Origin of the sequence: Vibrio sp. Scap24, from assembly GCF_013394185.1 — a bacterium.
GTDB classification, from domain to species: domain Bacteria; phylum Pseudomonadota; class Gammaproteobacteria; order Enterobacterales; family Vibrionaceae; genus Vibrio; species Vibrio pomeroyi.
In genome coordinates this window covers 596,918-614,784 of sequence record NZ_CP041332.1, presented here as the reverse complement: position 1 = coordinate 614,784, position 17,867 = coordinate 596,918, and the positions used below count along the sequence as shown (strand labels likewise).

Below are 17,867 nucleotides of genomic sequence, written 5' to 3'. Positions count from 1 at the left end.
TGCGCTATGCAATCGTAAGAAGCCCGCGTCATAAAGAAATAGGCGTCATATCTAACATGTTCGATATGACGAAGAACAGTAACAGGAACCACAATGAGTGAAATGACTCAAACTGCCGAAGAGCAGCCAATTGATGAGTTGGTGGGCTGGGTCAAGCAGCATGATTTTTCATTAAACTTGCCGCCAGAGCGCCTAGCATTTTTGATTGCTATCGCAGTACTAAGCAATGAAAGGTTCGATGAAGAGTTGGGCGAAGGTGAACTGCACGATGCATTTACCATCGTCACTCGACTGTTTGAAGATACTGGCGAAGCGTCTGCGTTTCGTGCCAACAACGCCATCAATGAGTTGGTTAAACAGAAGCTGATTAGCCGCTTTACTAGCGAAATCACGGATGGTGCGAGCATTTACCGCTTGTCGCCATTAGCGATTGGTATCTCGGATTATTACTTACGCCACCGTCAGTTCTCAAAACTAAAATTGTCTATCCAGCTTTCTATGGTTGCGGACGAGATGGCGAAAGCTATTGAAGCAGCGCAGAAGGGCGGAACTTCAGGACATTGGAGAAAGAACGTTTACGGCGTGCTCAAGTATTCTGTTGGTGAAATTTTCGATCAGATCGATCTTAACCAACGTGTGATGGATGAGCAGCAGCAAACCGTTAAGCAGCAAATTGCCGACCTTTTAAATAAGGATTGGCGAGAAGCGATCAACAACTGTGAAACCTTGCTATCAGAAACCTCCTCCACGCTAAAAGAGTTGCAAGACACCTTGCAAGCTGCGGGTGATGAACTGCAAACACAGATCCTCGATATTCAAGAAATTGTTTACGGTGACGACGAACTCGAGTTCGTTGGTGAAACCCTATTCGGCTTGCAGATGAAGCTCGATCGAATCACTAGTTGGGGTCAGCAAGCGATCGATTTGTGGATCGGCTATGACCGCCACGTTCACAAGTTTATCCGTACCGCGATTGATATGGATAAAAACCGTGCCTTTAGCCAACGCTTGCGTCAGTCGGTTACCGACTACTTTGATGCGCCTTGGTTATTGACCTACGCCGATGCTGAAAAGCTTACCGATTTGCGTGATGAAGCCTTGGTACTTCGTGATGACGAAGTAATGGGCCAAGCACCAATCGACGTAGAATACGAAGAATTTGAGCAAGTGAATGATCTGCTTTCAGACCGAATTGCAGAGATGTTAAAAGCTCACAAACAGCAAGGTGCGCCAATTGATCTTGGCCTTGTGCTACGCGATTACCTCGCGGCACACCCTCGCACACACCATTTTGATTTAGCCAGAATTGTTGTCGACCAAGCCGTGCGCTTAGGTTACTCAGAGTCTGACTATCAGGCTATTCAGCCAGATTGGCAGGCAATCAACGATTTCGGTGCAAAGGTACAAGCAAATGTCATTAACAAGTACTGATGATTACATGCCAGAGAAACTGGTAAAAGCGATAGCGAACCCATTGTTCCCTGCGCTAGACAGCATGCTGCGTTCAGGTAAGCATATTTCAACAGAAGACTTAGATAACCACGCGTTACTTTCTGACTTTGAAGTTGAGCTTCAGCATTTCTACCAACGCTACAACACCGAGCTTGTGAAAGCGCCAGAAGGCTTCTTTTACCTGCGTCCGCGTTCTACGTCGCTAATCGGTCGTAGTGTTTTGTCTGAGCTGGACATGCTTGTTGGTAAGGTATTGTGTTTCTTGTACCTAAGCCCGGAGCGTCTAGCACACGAAGGTATTTTCACTAACCAAGAACTATTTGATGAGTTGATGTCGTTAGCGGATGAGAAAAAACTCATGAAGTTAGCAACCAACCGTGCGTCGGGTTCTGACTTAGACAAAGAGAAACTGTTTGAAAAAGTGCGTACTTCTCTGCGTCGCTTACGTCGTATCGGCATGTTGATTGCGATTGGTGAGACGGGCAAATTCCGTATCAGCGAAGCGGTATTCCGCTTTGGTGCTGACGTACGTGTTGGCGATGACATGAAAGAAGCTCAACTGCGTCTTATCCGTGATGGTGAAGCTGTGGTGCATACTCAAGAGCCTAACCAAGGCAGCTTGTTAAATGAAGAGCAAGCTGAAGCCGCATCAGAAGTCGATGCAGGCGTAGACGAAAACGGTCAACAAGACATTTTTAACGATCAAGCTGACTTTGACCTTGAGTCAAACGACGGCGAACAAACAAAAGTAGAAGGTGAAGCATGATTGAAAGAGGTAAGTATCAATCATTAACCATGGTCAACTGGAACGGCTTCTTCGCGCGTACTTTTGATATTGATGGATTGGTTACAACGCTTTCTGGCGGTAACGGTGCAGGTAAGTCGACCACAATGGCGGCATTCATCACGGCACTTATCCCTGACCAAAGCCTTCTGCATTTCCGTAACACAACGGAAGCGGGTAGCTCACAGTCATCTCGTGATAAAGGTCTTTACGGTAAGCTTCAGCCTGGCGCATGTTATGCAGCGCTAGATGTTGTTAACTCTCGTAATCAACGCCTGTTGTTTGCAGTAAAACTGCAGCAAGTTGCGGGTCGTGACAAGAAAGTAGACATCAAGCCGTTTGTTATCCAAGGCCTTCCTAGCCATGTGAAACCAACGGATGTATTGATTCAGAACGTTTCAGACAGCCACGCTCGTGTATGTCAGTTGAACGATGTGAAAGCTGCAGTTGCACAATACGAAGGTGCGCACTTTAAAGCATTCTCTTCGATTGTTGATTATCACTCACAGATGTTTGAGTACGGTGTAGTACCGAAGAAACTTCGTAACAGCAGCGACCGTTCTAAGTTCTACCGTCTGATTGAAGCATCACTTTACGGTGGTATCTCAAGTGCGATTACACGTTCTCTACGTGATTACCTTCTGCCGCAAAACGGTGGTGTGAAGAAAGCATTCCAAGATATGGAATCGGCACTGCGCGAGAACCGCATGACGCTAGAAGCGATCAAGACAACTCAGTCGGATCGTGACTTGTTCAAACACTTGATCACTGAATCAACGAACTACGTGGCTGCGGACTACATGCGCCATGCTAACGATCGTCGCAACAAGTTAGATCAAACCATGAAGTTCCGTGGTGAACTGTTTGGCTCTCGCGAAACCTTGCTTGATCAAAACAACCTGTTGAATCGTGTCCAAGAAGAACTCGAGCTGCTGGTGGATCAAGAGTCAGCGCTAGAGCAAGATTACCAAGCGGCTTCGGATCATCTTCAATTGGTTCAAACTGCACTTCGCCAGCAAGAGAAAATTGCTCGTTACAGCGAAGATCTAGAAGAGCTTAATGAGCGTCTAGAAGAGCAGATGATGGTGGTTGAAGAAGCTCAAGAACGTGTACTTCTTGCGGAAGAGCAGGCAACCATTACTGAAGAAGAAGTGGATAGCCTGAAAACTCAGCTTGCTGATTACCAACAAGCGTTGGATGTTCAGCAGACTCGTGCACTTCAATACCAGCAAGCCGTTCAAGCTTTAGAGAAAACCAAGCAGTTGCTAGGTGATGAATCTATTACTGCAGAAAGCGCGTTAACCTTGGTTTCTGAGCTAAAAGCACAAGAAGAGTCAAGCACGCAGACGCTACTGTCTACTAAGCACAAGCTAGACATGTCTTCTGCAGCTTCTGCACAGTTCGACAAAGCACTGTCTTTGGTTAAGAGCATCGTTGGTGACGTTGAACGTAAAGAAGCGTCTCACAGTGCTAAGCAAGCTCTAGAAAAAGGTCGTAACGCAAAACACGTTGTTGAGAACGAACAGCAATGGCGTGCTCAGCACCGCGACATGGCTCGTGATGTGGCGCAGCAGCGTCAAGCAAAAGAGCTTGCGACTGAATACCAAAAGCAACACAACATCTCACTGACTGATGAAGCGGTTTTCGACGAAGAGCGCGAACGTCATGCAATGCAGATCGAAACGCTTGAGTATGCTCAAGAAGAGTTACGTGAAGCGAAAAGTGAACAGCGTCGTGTGCAACAAAACCACGATCAAGAGATTCAAAAGCTAGAGTCTATTGCTCCTGCTTGGATCACGGCAAACGATGCCCTTGAAGCACTAAGAGATCAAACCGAAGCTGAACTAGAAGATAGCCAAGCGGTAATGACTCAAATGCAGCAAGTGCTTGAAGACGAAAAATCTCAAGCGGTTGCTAAAGATCAACTGGCAACTCGCCGAGCTGAACTTGAGCAAGAAATTGAGCGTCTAGCATCTCCAGGTGGTTCTAACGATCCTCGCCTGAAAGGCCTAGCGGATACGCTTGGTGGCGTGTTGCTTTCTGAGATCTACGACGATATCACGATTGGTGATGCACCTTACTTCAGTGCGATGTACGGCCCGGCTCGTCACGCGATTGTGGTGTCTGATCTTGATGGCATCAAAGAGAAGCTGATTGATCTTGATGATTGTCCTGAAGACCTTTACATCCTTGAAGGTGATGTAGACGCGTTTGATGACAGCTCATTCAACGCGGACGAGTTAGAAGGCGCGGTGTGCGTTCAACTGAACGATCGCCAAATGCGTTACTCTCGCTTCCCTGAGATTCCACTGTTTGGTCGCGCGGCTCGTGAACAACGCCTTGAGAAATTACGTGAAGAGCGTGATGTAGTTGTTGAGAATCACGCCAAAGCAGCGTTTGATTCACAAAAACTGAATCGTCTATACCAAGCATTCAACAGCTTTGTTGCGAAGCATCTGCACGTTGCGTTCAACGCAGATCCAGAACAGGCGCTAGCGTCTATTCGTGATAAGCGTAACCAAATTGTTCGTTCTCTGGCAGAGCTAGATTCTAAAGAGCAGCAGCAACGCAGTCAGCTTCTACAAAGCAAGCAAGCACTTGGTGCGTTAGACAAACTGGCACCTATGGTTCGTATTCTTGAAGACGAAACATTAGCTGAGCGTCTTGCTGAACTAGAAGCACAACTAGAGCGTTTAAGCGAAGCTAAGTCTTACTTGAACACTCATGGCAAAGCGCTTACTTCATTAGAGCAAATTGTTTCTGCACTCGATGCTGACCCAGAGCAATTCGAAGCTTTAGAAGCGGAGTACCGTCAAGCAGATAACGCTCTGCAAACGCTAAAAGGCAAAGTGTTCGCACTGTCTGATCTGATTGAACGTCGTCACTACTTTGCTTACGCTGATTCTGTTGACCTGCTTAACAAGAGCAGCGAACTGAGCGAGCAGTTGAAAGCGAAACTGGTTCAAGCGGAACAAGCACGAGCGAAAGGTCGTGATGGCTTGAAGCAAGCTCGCGAGCAGATGAACCAGTACAACCAAGTATTAGCAGCACTGAAGAGCTCGCACCAAGCGAAGCAAGAGACGGTTCAAGAGTTCAAGCAAGAGCTTCAAGAGTTCGGTGTTAACGCTGATGAAGGCGCTGAAGAACGTGCTGTACGTCGTCGCGACGAGCTACAAGAGCGTCTACACACGTCTCGTAGCCGTAAGAGTGAATACGAGCGTACGATTACCTCGACTGAACTTGAGATGAAAGCGCTGGCTAAGCGTCTTAAGAAAGTACAGAAAGAGTACACAGAGCTTCGTACCTTTGTGGTTGCAGCAAAAGCAGGCTGGTGTTCAGTACTTCGCTTGGCTCGTGAGAATGACGTTGAACGTCGTCTACACAAGCGTGAGCTGGCTTACCTAACGGCAGGCGAACTTCGCTCAATGTCGGATAAATCACTGGGTGCGCTGCGTCTGGCTGTGGCTGATAATGACGACCTACGTGATTCGCTGCGTCTATCGGAAGATAACGCACATCCAGAGCGTAAGGTTCTGTTCTACATTGCGGTTTACCAACATCTTCGCGAGCGTATTCGCCAAGACATCATTCATACGGATGATCCGGTTGAAGCAATCGAAGAGATGGAAGTTGAGCTAGCTCGATTAACAGAAGAACTGACCCAGCGTGAAAACCGCCTAGCGATCAGCTCTGAGTCGGTAGCAAGCATTATCAAGAAGACGATTCAGCGTGAGCAGAACCGTATTCGAATGCTGAACCAAGGTCTATCAAACATTTACTTTGGTCAGGTTAAGGGCGTACGTCTGAATGTTAAGATCCGTGAAAGTCACGAAATCTTGCTATCAGGTCTAGCGACTCAGCAAGAGCAGCACAAAGACTTGTTCGAGACGACTCGCTTCACCTTCTCTGAAGCAATGGCGAAGTTGTTCCAACGTGTGAACCCACACATCGACATGGGTCAACGTTCTCCTCAAGTTCTAGGTGAAGAGCTACTGGATTACCGTAACTACCTAGAGCTAAGTGTTGAAGTTAACCGTGGCTCTGATGGTTGGTTACAAGCGGAATCGGGCGCTCTATCTACCGGTGAGGCGATCGGTACTGGTCAATCTATCCTATTGATGGTTGTTCAGAGCTGGGAAGAAGAGTCTCGTCGACTTCGTAGCAAAGACATTGTTCCATGTCGCTTATTGTTCCTTGATGAAGCAGCACGTCTGGATGCGAAGTCTATCTCTACACTGTTTGAACTGTGTGACCGTCTAGGTATGCAGCTTCTGATTGCAGCACCGGAAAACATCAGCCCAGAGAAAGGCACAACCTACAAACTGGTACGTAAGGTCTTCAAAGATCATGAACATGTACACGTTGTTGGTCTGCGAGGTTTTGCACAAAACAAACCTGCATCACCAGTGCAAGAGCTGATTGAAGAAGCTGAGCAGTAAGCAATAAGCTGATTCATTAATACCTATTCAAAGCCCCTATTCACTTTATATACAGTGGTAGGGGCTTTTTAATATCTGAAATCTAATCTCCCTGATTACACTTGCCTTCCTAAAATGGTCTTTACCTTCAACTTAACGTTTTCCATATACAGATAAGACCACTCATACCTTATGGTTATTATCAATGGAACTTGTTTGAGGTCACACGCACAAAACCATAATTAATGTATGGTAATTACATAGATTAAATAATATTAATAATATTGTATTACTTTATTTTTAATTATTGATAACTCGCAGTGTGCGAAAGGTAAAGGTAGGACAGGCTATGATTCAAATCGTCATTGATGGGAAATTTCGAATCGTCGAACAAGGGCAAACCGTTCTTGAGGCGGCGAAAACATGTGGTTTAGAGATTCCATCGTTATGTGGTTTGAACAAAACATCGGACAAGGTGCCGTGTGATTTGTGTGTGGTTGAAGTGGATGGGATAGGCGTCACTCGCTCTTGTGAGCTTGAGGTAACCAATGGCTTGAACATCACCACTCAATCTAAACAGCTAACGACTCATCGCCAAGATGCGCTGAATCGTATCATGGCAGACCACTACGCTGACTGCGAAGCACCGTGCCAAACCGCTTGCCCTGCGGGAGTCGATATTCAATCTTATCTTCATCATATTGCTCAAAATGATCATACCAAAGCCATCGAAGTTATTAAGAAAACATTGCCGATGCCACTATCGATTGGTCGTGTATGTCCTGCTTTCTGTGAAACCGAGTGTCGAAGAAACTTAGTCGATGACTCTATTGCGATTCGCCAGCTCAAGCGACACGCAGCCGATGCCGATTTGGCTGCTCAAGAGAGCTACATGCCTGCGAAGAAACCCAACAAAGGTAAAAGCATTGCGATTGTCGGCAGTGGCCCTGGTGGCTTAACAGCAGGTTATTACCTGTCTAATGAAGGTTATGACGTCAGTGTTTATGAATCGATGCCTAAAGCTGGTGGTTGGCTGCGCTATGGTATTCCAGAATATCGTCTACCGAAGTCGATTCTAGATAAAGAAATCGAACTCATGTGTCGTAACGGAATGGCAGTAGAGTGCGACAAAAAGCTTGGTGTCGATTTTACCTTGTCAGATCTTAGTCGCGATTTTGATGCGGTCTGCTTAGCCGTGGGGGCGTCACAAGCTGTTGAGATGAATTATGCTGGTAGTGACCTTGGTGGCTGCTATCTAGGTGTTGATTATCTGAAAGATTATGTAACTGACCAACACTTCACTACCGGCAAAAAAGTCGCTGTGATTGGTGGTGGTAACACGGCGATTGACTGCGCTCGAACTGCAGTACGTGATGGTGCCGATACCACGCTGATCTATCGTCGTACACGAGATGAAATGCCAGCCGAAGATTATGAGATCGAAGAGGCTGAACACGAAGGTGTGAAGTTCCATTTCTTGACCAATCCGGCTGAGAATATTGCTGATGACAATGGCCATGTATCTGAGATTCGATTAGAACGTATGGCACTTGGTCCTGCAGATGCTTCTGGTCGTCGTAGCCCGAAACCAACGGGTGAGTTCTTTGTTGAAGCGTTCGATACGGTTATCGCTGCGGTGTCGCAAAAGCCCGACCTAAGCTTCATGGATAACGAAGAGATTGATATCCCATTGACTCGTTGGAACACAGCGGACGCTGATCCGCAAACCATGCACACAGGTACGGGTAATATATTTAGTATCGGCGATTTCAGGCGTGGTCCAGCGACAGCAGTCGAAGCGGTAGGAGACGGGCGTATTGCTGCGCAAGCGATCGACCGATTCTTCAATGGTGATATGGAAAACATTCCGGCTAAACCGTTTAACTCAAGAAAGCATAAGCAGCTTAAAGCCGTTGATCCTGAGCAGTACAAGTCGATACAGCGCATGGCACGTAAAATCATGCCAGAGCTAACACCAGAGCAGCGAGAGCAGAGCTTTGAAGAAGTAGAAACGGGCTTTGATAATGCTGATGCGATCGCAGAAGCAGCAAGATGTTTAGAGTGTGGTTGCCAAGTTAATACCGACTGCGATCTGCGTGATTACTCGACTGAATACAAGGCAACCCAAACACATCCAGAATACAAAATCGATGTCGCTTCTAATGAGAGTTGGCAAGCTATTCGCGCAGAGGAATCCAAAGTTGGTTCGACAAGGCAAAAGTTTGCTGTCGATGATAGCTCTGAATTCATCATCTTTGACGCCAACCGCTGCATCAGTTGTGGACAGTGTATTCAAGCATGTCGTGAACAGAATGTTCATGGCGTATTAAGTTTCATGAATCAGGCTGATGGCAAGCCCGCTTCAAGACCTGAGTGTCGTCCGAATTTCGGGGCTGACAAGACCTTAATGGGTGACTCTAACTGTGTTCAATGTGGCTCTTGTATTCAAGCGTGTCCAACCGGTGCGATGGTGGATGCGAGAGATAGAAAACAAGGCGACACCGACATCCTTAAAAAGGTCGACACTATCTGCACCTACTGTGGGGTGGGCTGTAAGCTGACCATGCACGTTGACGAAGCGAAGAATAAGATTCGCTATATAGAAGGTGGTGACTCACCGGTCAACGAAGGTATGTTGTGTGTTAAAGGGCGCTTCGGTTTCGACTTCGTCGGCAGCGACGCCCGTTTGACTACGCCATTAATTCGTAAAGATGGCTGGCTACAACCTGCGAGCTGGGAAGAAGCCATTACGCTGATTGCCGATAAATTCACGGCTATCAAACAAGGTTTTGGTAGTAATGCACTGGCGGGTTTCTCATCGGCTAAAACTACCAATGAAGATAACTACGCGTTCCAAAAATTCATTCGTCGTGAACTTGGCACCAACAACGTCGACCATTGCGCTCGTCTTTGTCATGCTTCGACGGTAACTGGGCTTGAAGCTTCGCTAGGCAGTGGTGCGATGACCAATGATATCCCAAGCATCAAACACTCGGATGTCATCTTTATCATTGGTTCTGACACTACATCCGCGCACCCAATTATCGGCTCACACATCAAACAGGCAGTAAGGCATAACGGTGCTCGCTTGATCGTCGCTGATCCTAAGAGAATCGATATTGCCGACCATGCTGAACTTTACCTAGCACACCGACCGGGTACAGACGTGATGCTGATTAATGGTGTGATGCAGCAGATCATCAAGCACGGTTGGTATGACCAAGAATACATTGATGATCGTGTCGATGGCTTTGATACCTTGTTGCAAGAGGTAATGTCACCAAGCTACTCGTTAGACAAAGTAGAACTAGTGACTGGTGTTAAAGCGGAAGACATCTTCGCGATGGCGCGCTTGATCGGTACTGCAAAACGCACGGCGGTGTATTACTCCATGGGTATCACGCAACATACCACTGGCCACGACAACGTGCGCTCGATCGCCAACCTGCAGCTCTTGTGTGGCAACATCGGTATTGAAGGTGGTGGTATCAACCCTCTGCGTGGTCAATCGAATGTGCAGGGGGCGTGCGATATGGGTGCATTGCCAAACAACCTGCCGGGTTATCAAAAAGTGTACAACCCAATGGTTCGCCAAAAATTCGCGATGGAGTGGGGCGTTGCTGATTTGCCTGCTGAAACGGGTTTAACGTTGACCGAGATTATTGACGGGGCGTGTAAGCGAGATGTGCGTGGTTTATATGTGATGGGCGAAAACCCAGTACTCAGTGACCCGAATCAAGCACACGTGATTGAAGGGCTTGAAGCGTTAGATTTCCTTGTGGTGCAAGACATCTTCTTAACCGAAACGGCGCAGTATGCCGATGTGGTTCTACCGTCTTGCTCGTTCGCCGAGAAATCTGGTCACTTTACCAATACCGAGCGACGCGTTCAGCGTATTAACCCTGCAGTATTGCCTCCAGGTGAAGCGAAAGAAGATTGGGTGATAATACAAATGCTAGCCAACGCAATGGGTGGTGGTTGGAGCTACGATTCTGTTGCGGACATTACCAATGAGATTGCTCGCGTCACGCCACAATATGGTGGCCTACGTTGGGAAAACATCACGGTTAATGGTGTGCAATGGCCAAGCAATAAGAACAATCCTGATGGCACACGTATTATGCACCAGACTCAGTTCACTCGTGGGCGTGGTCAGATGGAAGCAATTCCGTTTCGATATGCGGCAGAGCTGCCAGACGCAGAATACCCGTTAGTATTAACGACAGGGCGTATCTTAGAGCAATTCCATACAGGAACCATGACGCGTAAAACAAAAGGTTTGGATAACTTAGCAGGGCCACGTGCCATGGTCAGTGTGCATGATGCAGAAGCGTTAGGGATCTCGAATGGTCAGATGCTCAAAGTATCGACACGTCGTGGTGAAATTGAAATTGCGGCTTTTGTAACCAAGCGAATGCAGAAAGGTGTGGTGTTTATCCCATTCCATTTCGTGGAGTCTCCTGTGAACCGTTTGACTACCACAGCGACAGATCCGCATGCCAAGATCCCAGAGTTTAAGGTTGCGGCAGTGCGCATTGATCCGATTCGTGAGCCTGAAATTGAAGCTACAGAAGCTTAGTCCAACTCGTTAACAAATGGCAGAGACTAAAAAGCCGCGTAACTCTCAGAGTTTTGCGGCTTTTTATTGAGCTCCATTAGGCATCAAGTGCCCTAGTCAGCAAATAGCTTAGTTTGGAACAATCTCGTTACCGTGAACGCCGAATTGCTTAGCTGCGTATGCCACGCGTTCTGCAGGTTTCGGGTATTCAGCTGGTGTACCAAGGTTCTCAATATGGTGCAATCGAGGTAGTAGGCCAGCACCGTTAGCGATTTGGATAGCCAAACCTGGACGTGCGTTAAGCTCAAGTACCATTGGGCCTTCTTCTTGGTCTAGAACCATGTCAGTACCCATGTAACCAAGACCTGTCATTTCCCAAGCGCTTGATGCCAGTGTTAGCAGTTTTTCCCAATGTGGCACTTGAAGTAGCGCTAACTCTTTCCCCGTATCTGGGTGGTGAGTGACTGGGTGGTCAAACTGAACGGCACGAACGGCTTTACCCGTTGCGATACAAATACCTACGCCTACAGCACCTTGGTGCAAGTTAGCCTTGCCGTCTGAAGCCGAAGTAGATAAGCGCATCATCGCCATAACAGGGTAGCCCTTGAATACGATGATTCGTACATCTGGCACACCTTCGTAACTGAAGCCATCGAAACACTCATCAAACTTGATGAGGTTTTCAACTACCGCAACATCATTCTTACCACCAAGTGAGAAAAGACCTGCAAGAGCGTTACTGATGTGACGCTCTACGTCTTCTTCATTGATAGTCGAACCTGAAGGCTTGGTATAAACGCCATCCTTGTGAGAAGTCACAACTAGGATACCTTTACCACCACTGCCTTGAGCTGGCTTGATTACGAAACCCGGCCACTCTTTTACCATCTTGTGGATTGTTTTTACTTCAGCTTGGTGACCAATAACGCCAATCAGCTTTGGCACAGTAGCGCCAGCCTGTTCAGCGATGATCTTAGTCTTAAGCTTGTCATCAACGAGTGGATACTTGGAACGATCATTGTAGCGACCAATGTAACTATGGTTACGCTTGTTCATTCCCATTATGCCTTTGTCTTTCAACCTAAACGGTGAAGTAAACTGATCAAACATAACTTAGTCCTCCGCTAGCGGTTTAAAGCGACGAAGCTCAGTTAGACGGTAGCCTGTGTAGTTACCTAGTAGCAAGATGGTCGCTAGAATAACAAGCTGTAAACCAATAAAGTTAAACGTTAAGTGCTGAATGAACGGGTTAGTCATGCCTAAGTAAACAAGAACCGCAGTGAATAGAGAGCCACCACCTTGTAGCATTACTTCTTTCGCGCCTTCTTCTTCCCATAGGATAGACATACGTTCGATAGTCCAAGATAGGATGATCATTGGGAAGAACGTAATTGACAGACCTTCAGTCAGACCGACTTTAAACGCGACCACGGTAAACACAGAGATAATCATGATTACCGTAATGATTACGGCGGATATCCTGGCTACCAGTAGCAAGTTGAGTTTGGACAAGTAACTTCGAATAATAAGACCCGTACCGACGATCAGTAGGAAGCCAACAATACCCGTTACCAGTTGTGTTTGAACAAAGGCCACCGCAATCAGAACTGGCATGAAGGTACCAGACGTTTTCAAACCGATGATGACACGCAAGAACACAACAATAAGCGCACCGATAGGAATCAGCATGATGGTTTTAAACATCGCTTGCTCTTCTAACGGTAGGCTGTGGATTGATAGGTTTAACAGCTGGTCAGCCGACACTTTACTGTTGGTTGCTTCAGTTGGTGAAACCTCTTGAGCAATCATAGAGAAGTGAACTTTACTGTTCTGACCGCCCACAACATCAAGCAGAGAAACGTTTGACTCGTCCCAGATAAGTAGGTTTGGTTGAACTTGCTGTTCGCTGGATTCAGGAGAGAAAAGAATCCACTCATCGTTATCCCAAATCTGAATCATGTTCTGAATAGACTGACGACGACGTCCATCTTCTAGCTCGATAACACCAACCACTTTGTTGTGTATTTTCGCTGCTGAAAGTAGCTTGTGTGTCGCTTCCACTTTGGTCATGTTGTTCAGAATCAGCGCCGAGTTTTGGCTGTCTGGATCATTCAGCGTTTTGATGAGCTCTCGAGTGAACGTTAGATTGTCTGCAGAACGCTTTGTTGCTCTATCAATCAGAGCAAGAGACGCCGCTTCTTCCGGACCGTCGAAGCTTGGCTGAACCACTTCACCCTCTGGTGGTGTGTCGTTCACTTTAGCTTGGTTGTCGACTAGGAATTGTGTCTTGTAGTAGATGGTTTGAGGGCCATCTGCGTAACGAATCGACCACTCAGCACGACGACCTGACTCAGTATTTAAGTAAGAAATACCGTAACCTGGTGATGAAGCCGATTCGCCGATAAGTGTGTAGTTAGACTGAGTATGAGGAGCCGCTAAGGAAACTTTTGCTTCTTTGCCTACAGCGTTGAACTCGATACGAGCTTCAACGTCCCAAACCTGCCTGGTTTCCCCTGGAGTCCAAGGTACACCGTAGGTCGTATGTCTGAACATACTCAGTGTTATGCCTGCCACGATAAGCAGGAATATAGAGATATAAAATGGAATTCTTGACGTCATAGCTTACCCTACTATTGTTATTTAACTTCCGTTTGTACGTACTTTTTACTTACATCTACTAGCGCTATGTCTTTGATAAATTCGCGCCCTAGTAATACAGGGTGACTCATTTGAGAGCGATCCGCCAATGTAAATTGCGCTTTTTCATGGATTTTTCCAACTTTAACCCATAATTCAATCACAGCTCGACGTTCTGTCTGATCATTCGTTGATTGACGGATTTTTACGTAACGTACAACAGGTGCTTCAATCCATTTTTGGTCTTCTGCCGCTTTTCCTTGGTCTTCTAGGTGGAACTTAACCCAGTTCTTACCATTTCGTTCGAATTCTTTAATATCGACTGCATTTAAAGAAGAGGTTGTTGCGCCAGTATCCACTCGAGCATCAAAGCTTTGTTTGATTGAGTCGATAGACACTTTTTCGATTCCGCCAAGGATAGTCGGTTGTGAGGTAGGAGCGATAGGAGCCGCTGTAACTGCCACGGGTTCTTCTTCCTCTAGCTCTTCAATGACTTTGTGTTCCATGCTCGTTAGATGAACATCTAACTGATTTGAAAGGGTGATGATTTCGTCTTCTAAGCTTTCAATGTAATCACTTTGATTACTGACTTGCAGTTCAAGATTTTGAACCTTATTTGCGATGTTTGTCTCTGAGCGGGCAATAGCATCGAGAGTTTCTTGGTGGTAGGCAGCACCGTTAGTTAGGGTACAGCCAGAGAGCAAACCAACCGCCACAATAGGCGATAATCGCTTAAACATAAAAAAACCTTTGGAAATTAGAGAATAGTTCAGACTATTTAGAAGTTTAGCCCACAAAAAAGGATGCGTGAAGCATCCTATTGTAAGAGTCTGGTCATATTGAATCGCAATGTGAGCGCGACGCCAATTATTGCAATTTGAAATAGCTCACTTATTAATCATAAGTCAATTTTCGTTCAATTTACGCGCATTTTTGTGAAAGCTCACAGCGAAGCAAAAGGTGGCGTTGTAGCCACCAAAAAGCCATTACTCTGTTATCAACTAAATAATGGCTTTCGGGCATCACATTTATGGCTTGGTCGCCACAAGAATGGCACGTCTTGGTGCTGGGTGACCTTCAACCGTTTTACTTGGATCATTCGGGTCTAAGTAATCTGGTAGAGAGTTGTGTGTCATCCATTCTGTCGTGCGTTGCTCGCCAATTGTCGTGACATTTTCATCCACGATACGAACATCTTCAAATCCAACCTGTTCAAGCCAGCGTTTTAGTGCTCGAGCAGATGGGAAGAAGTACACGTTTCTCATCTGCGCGTAACGGTCAACAGGAACCAGAACTGCATTTTCATCGCCTTCAATCACTAAGGTTTCAAGCACTAATTCACCGCCAGACACCAATTGGTCTTTCAGTTGAATCAAGTGATCAAGCGGAGAGCGACGGTGGTATAGCACTCCCATGCTGAATACAGTGTCGTACGCTTCCAGTTTTGGTAGTTGTTCAATACCTAGAGGTAACAGGTGCGCGCGTTGGTCATCGCCCATTAACTTACGGATCGCTTCAAACTGAACCAAGAAAAGATGAGAAGGGTCGATACCCACGGTTAAACGTGCGCCTTCGCCAAGCATGCGCCACATGTGGTAACCATTGCCACAACCTACATCGAGCACAGAACGGTTTTTAAGTGGTGAGATATGTGGAAGCACACGATCCCATTTCCAGTCGCTGCGCCATTCCGTATCGATATGGATGTCGTGAACTGTGTAAGGGCCTTTTCTCCAAGGGTGGAAAGTCTTCAGTAAGCTTTCTAACTTTTTAAGTTCACCCGTGTGGAACGGTGTAGAGCTGCCAATCGTTACTGAGTTTTTCAGATCAACTTGGTCAGGCACACCTTGTGGAATCTTGTTCAGTGCACGTAACCAACGGTCGAAGTCGCCGTGTTCTGCATTTTGCCAATCCGTCAGCTGTTGTGGAAGAACATTAAGCCACGGCTGAAGGCGAGTATCTTGGGCAATGAGTTGATAAAAATTGGCAAAATTAAACATTAGAACAAGTTCCTAAATTTTGTTACCCGATACTATCGCCATCCTCGAACGCGAGTCGACGAGTGCATCGGGGATCTATAAATAGATGCTAGAGTGTTTTGTTAAAGGGCGCTTTCTGAGTCGCTCGACACTCATAAAAATACTAGTGATTAAGGTAAAGCAAAAAAGAGAGATTCCCTATCACGTTCGTCCCTCACAGTAGGGAATGACGGGTATCCTTCAGTATCACTTAGCTAGACTATTTAATAGCGAACATCGAACCAAAGTTGAAACACTGGAACCATACTTCGCTGCTAGAGAAGCCAATCTTATCAAAGCGCTCTCTGTGTACAGGGATAGAGTCAGGGCGCATCACGTTTTCGATCGCGCTACGCTTTTGGCTCACTTCTAATTCGCTGTATCCGTTCGCACGTTTGAAATCATGGTGCAGGTCGATAAGCAGCTCATTTGAACTTTCGTCTTCGAATACGTATTTTTCTGACAGGATTAAAATGCCACCTGGGCGTAAGCCTGCGTGAATTTTCTCAAGCAAAGCGTATCGATCGTCTGGAGACAAAAATTGCAGCGTAAAGTTAAGAACCACAACGGAAGCGTCTTTGATTTCTACTTCACGAATATCAGCTTCGATCACTTCTACCGGCGTGTCGCTGCGGTAAGCGTTAACGTGCAATTTGCAGCGCTCAACCATCGCTTCTGAATTGTCGATCGCGAAAATCGTGCAACCTTCTTGTTGGATGTGGCGACGCATTGAAAGCGTTGCTGCACCAAGAGAACAACCAAGGTCGTAAATATTTGAATGTGGCTTTACGAAGCGCTCTGCCAGCATGCCGATTGCAGAGATAATGTTGCTATAGCCAGGCACCGAGCGTTGAATCATATCCGGAAATACTTCAGCAACCCTTGCATCGAAGGTGAAGTCTCCAATTTTATCAATAGGAGCGGAAAAGATATTGTCTGTGTTGCTCATGGCATTCTCTCTCGACAGTCAGCGTAATTGGCACAAAATTCGTACCAAATAAAAGGGGACGCATTTTACGTAAAAAAAGGACTGCTGTCACGAAAACTGAGATTACTGCTGAGGATTATGACCAGATGTTCAAGAAGACTTAAAACATCGAGATTTGATGGTTGCCTTTCTGAGCTGGAAACTGAGCAAGATCGGGCAATAATAATGACGTATTTTCAGACACTTGCTTTTGCAATAGTTCGTAAATAGCAATCGCGAGTTCAGGCGCATGGTTATTGTCTGGGGTGTGAATCATTAAATACGGTTGTTTGCCTTCACTGAGCCAGTTTGGAATTTTGCTAAACCAAGGCTTAAAAAACTCGATGTTAGGCGCTTGGTCGGGGTGGCCAATAAAGCGAATCATCGGGTTGTTGGCGGTCGCTATGGCATGAACGGGCACGCGTGGTTTTTTCTGATGCGCATCGATCACTGCCTCTGTGGTTGGCGGCGCGGAAAAAACGGGGCGGCTATCCATAATAATGCGATTGATGCCTTCTTCAACCAGCCATTTATTGAAACGCTTTTCGTCGTCACCTTTGTCAAAGAAACCCAAGTGGCGAACTTCAACACCAAGCTGCATGTCTTTTGGAAACAAAGTACAAAACTTTTGCAGGACTGGGAGCATGCTCGGCTCAAAGCTGTGTGGTAGCTGAATCGTCCATTGACCAATGCGCTCATGCAGGGGTGACATGGTCATTAAGAACTCTTTGAGTTCGGCTTGGCAATGTCTCAATTGTTGCTGGTGGGTGATGAATTTGGGTAGTTTAAAGGTGAACCTGAAGTCATCGTGGCTTGCCGCTTTCCAGTTATGCACTGTAGTTATACTCGGCGTCGCGTAGAAGGTCGTGTTGCCTTCAACGGTATGAAAAACTTGGGTGTATTTCTCTAGACGTTCCGCAGGCTTTGTTCCCTTGCCATAGAACTGACTTTGCCACTCAGAGTGAGACCACATGGTTAATCCAAGTCTTAAAGGTAACGTTTCTGTTGTTATTACACGATCATCCATCTATTA

The 17,867-nt window shown here is 46.4% G+C and carries 10 protein-coding genes; 4 read left to right on the top strand and 6 right to left on the bottom strand.

The annotated features are described in order from the left end of the window. Positions 1 to 93 precede the first annotated feature (93 nt). The 4 genes from mukF to fdhF all read left to right on the top strand — a co-directional run bounded on the left by mukF (position 94) and on the right by fdhF (position 11,233). A complete protein-coding gene (gene mukF / locus FLM53_RS02420) occupies positions 94 to 1,431 on the top strand; it encodes a chromosome partition protein MukF (protein ID WP_176680136.1) in 1,338 nt (445 codons plus the stop codon). Further along, complete coding sequence (gene mukE / locus FLM53_RS02415; RefSeq protein ID WP_017631172.1) at positions 1,412 to 2,218, top strand: chromosome partition protein MukE; 807 nt, start codon at positions 1,412 to 1,414, stop codon at positions 2,216 to 2,218. Before mukF ends, mukE begins: the two co-directional genes overlap by 20 nt. Beyond that, positions 2,215 to 6,675, top strand: coding sequence for a chromosome partition protein MukB (gene mukB / locus FLM53_RS02410; protein ID WP_176680135.1), 4,461 nt, complete (start codon positions 2,215 to 2,217; stop codon positions 6,673 to 6,675). Before mukE ends, mukB begins: the two co-directional genes overlap by 4 nt. Positions 6,676 to 7,003: 328 nt before the next feature. Further along, a complete protein-coding gene (fdhF, locus tag FLM53_RS02405) occupies positions 7,004 to 11,233 on the top strand; it encodes a formate dehydrogenase subunit alpha (protein WP_176680134.1) in 4,230 nt (1,409 codons plus the stop codon). Between the two features lie 108 nt (positions 11,234 to 11,341). Here the strand turns inward: fdhF and FLM53_RS02400 are convergent, their stop codons facing one another. The 6 genes from FLM53_RS02400 to FLM53_RS02375 form a co-directional block, all read right to left on the bottom strand. Beyond that, the gene (locus FLM53_RS02400; RefSeq protein ID WP_026084277.1) at positions 11,342 to 12,322 is read right to left on the bottom strand and encodes an alpha-L-glutamate ligase-like protein; all 981 of its coding nucleotides are present in this window, start codon (positions 12,320 to 12,322) and stop codon (positions 11,342 to 11,344) included. 3 nt (positions 12,323 to 12,325) lie between these two features. Next, positions 12,326 to 13,831 carry an inactive transglutaminase family protein gene (locus FLM53_RS02395; protein ID WP_065585128.1) on the bottom strand — a complete coding sequence of 502 codons (1,506 nt, stop codon included), beginning with the start codon at positions 13,829 to 13,831 and terminating at the stop codon, positions 12,326 to 12,328. A 17-nt stretch (positions 13,832 to 13,848) separates the two neighbouring features. Beyond that, positions 13,849 to 14,589 (bottom strand): ATP-dependent zinc protease, encoded by a 741-nt coding sequence (locus tag FLM53_RS02390; protein WP_176680133.1) that lies wholly within the window; start codon positions 14,587 to 14,589, stop codon positions 13,849 to 13,851. A 288-nt stretch (positions 14,590 to 14,877) separates the two neighbouring features. Next, positions 14,878 to 15,849 (bottom strand): tRNA 5-methoxyuridine(34)/uridine 5-oxyacetic acid(34) synthase CmoB, encoded by a 972-nt coding sequence (gene cmoB, locus FLM53_RS02385; RefSeq protein WP_009846365.1) that lies wholly within the window; start codon positions 15,847 to 15,849, stop codon positions 14,878 to 14,880. Between the two features lie 238 nt (positions 15,850 to 16,087). Continuing rightward, on the bottom strand, positions 16,088 to 16,816 hold the full coding sequence (cmoA, locus tag FLM53_RS02380; RefSeq protein ID WP_017062083.1) for a carboxy-S-adenosyl-L-methionine synthase CmoA: 729 nt from the start codon (positions 16,814 to 16,816) through the stop codon (positions 16,088 to 16,090). Between the two features lie 139 nt (positions 16,817 to 16,955). After that, complete coding sequence (locus FLM53_RS02375; protein WP_176680132.1) at positions 16,956 to 17,861, bottom strand: DUF72 domain-containing protein; 906 nt, start codon at positions 17,859 to 17,861, stop codon at positions 16,956 to 16,958. Between the last annotated feature and the right edge of the window lie 6 nt (positions 17,862 to 17,867).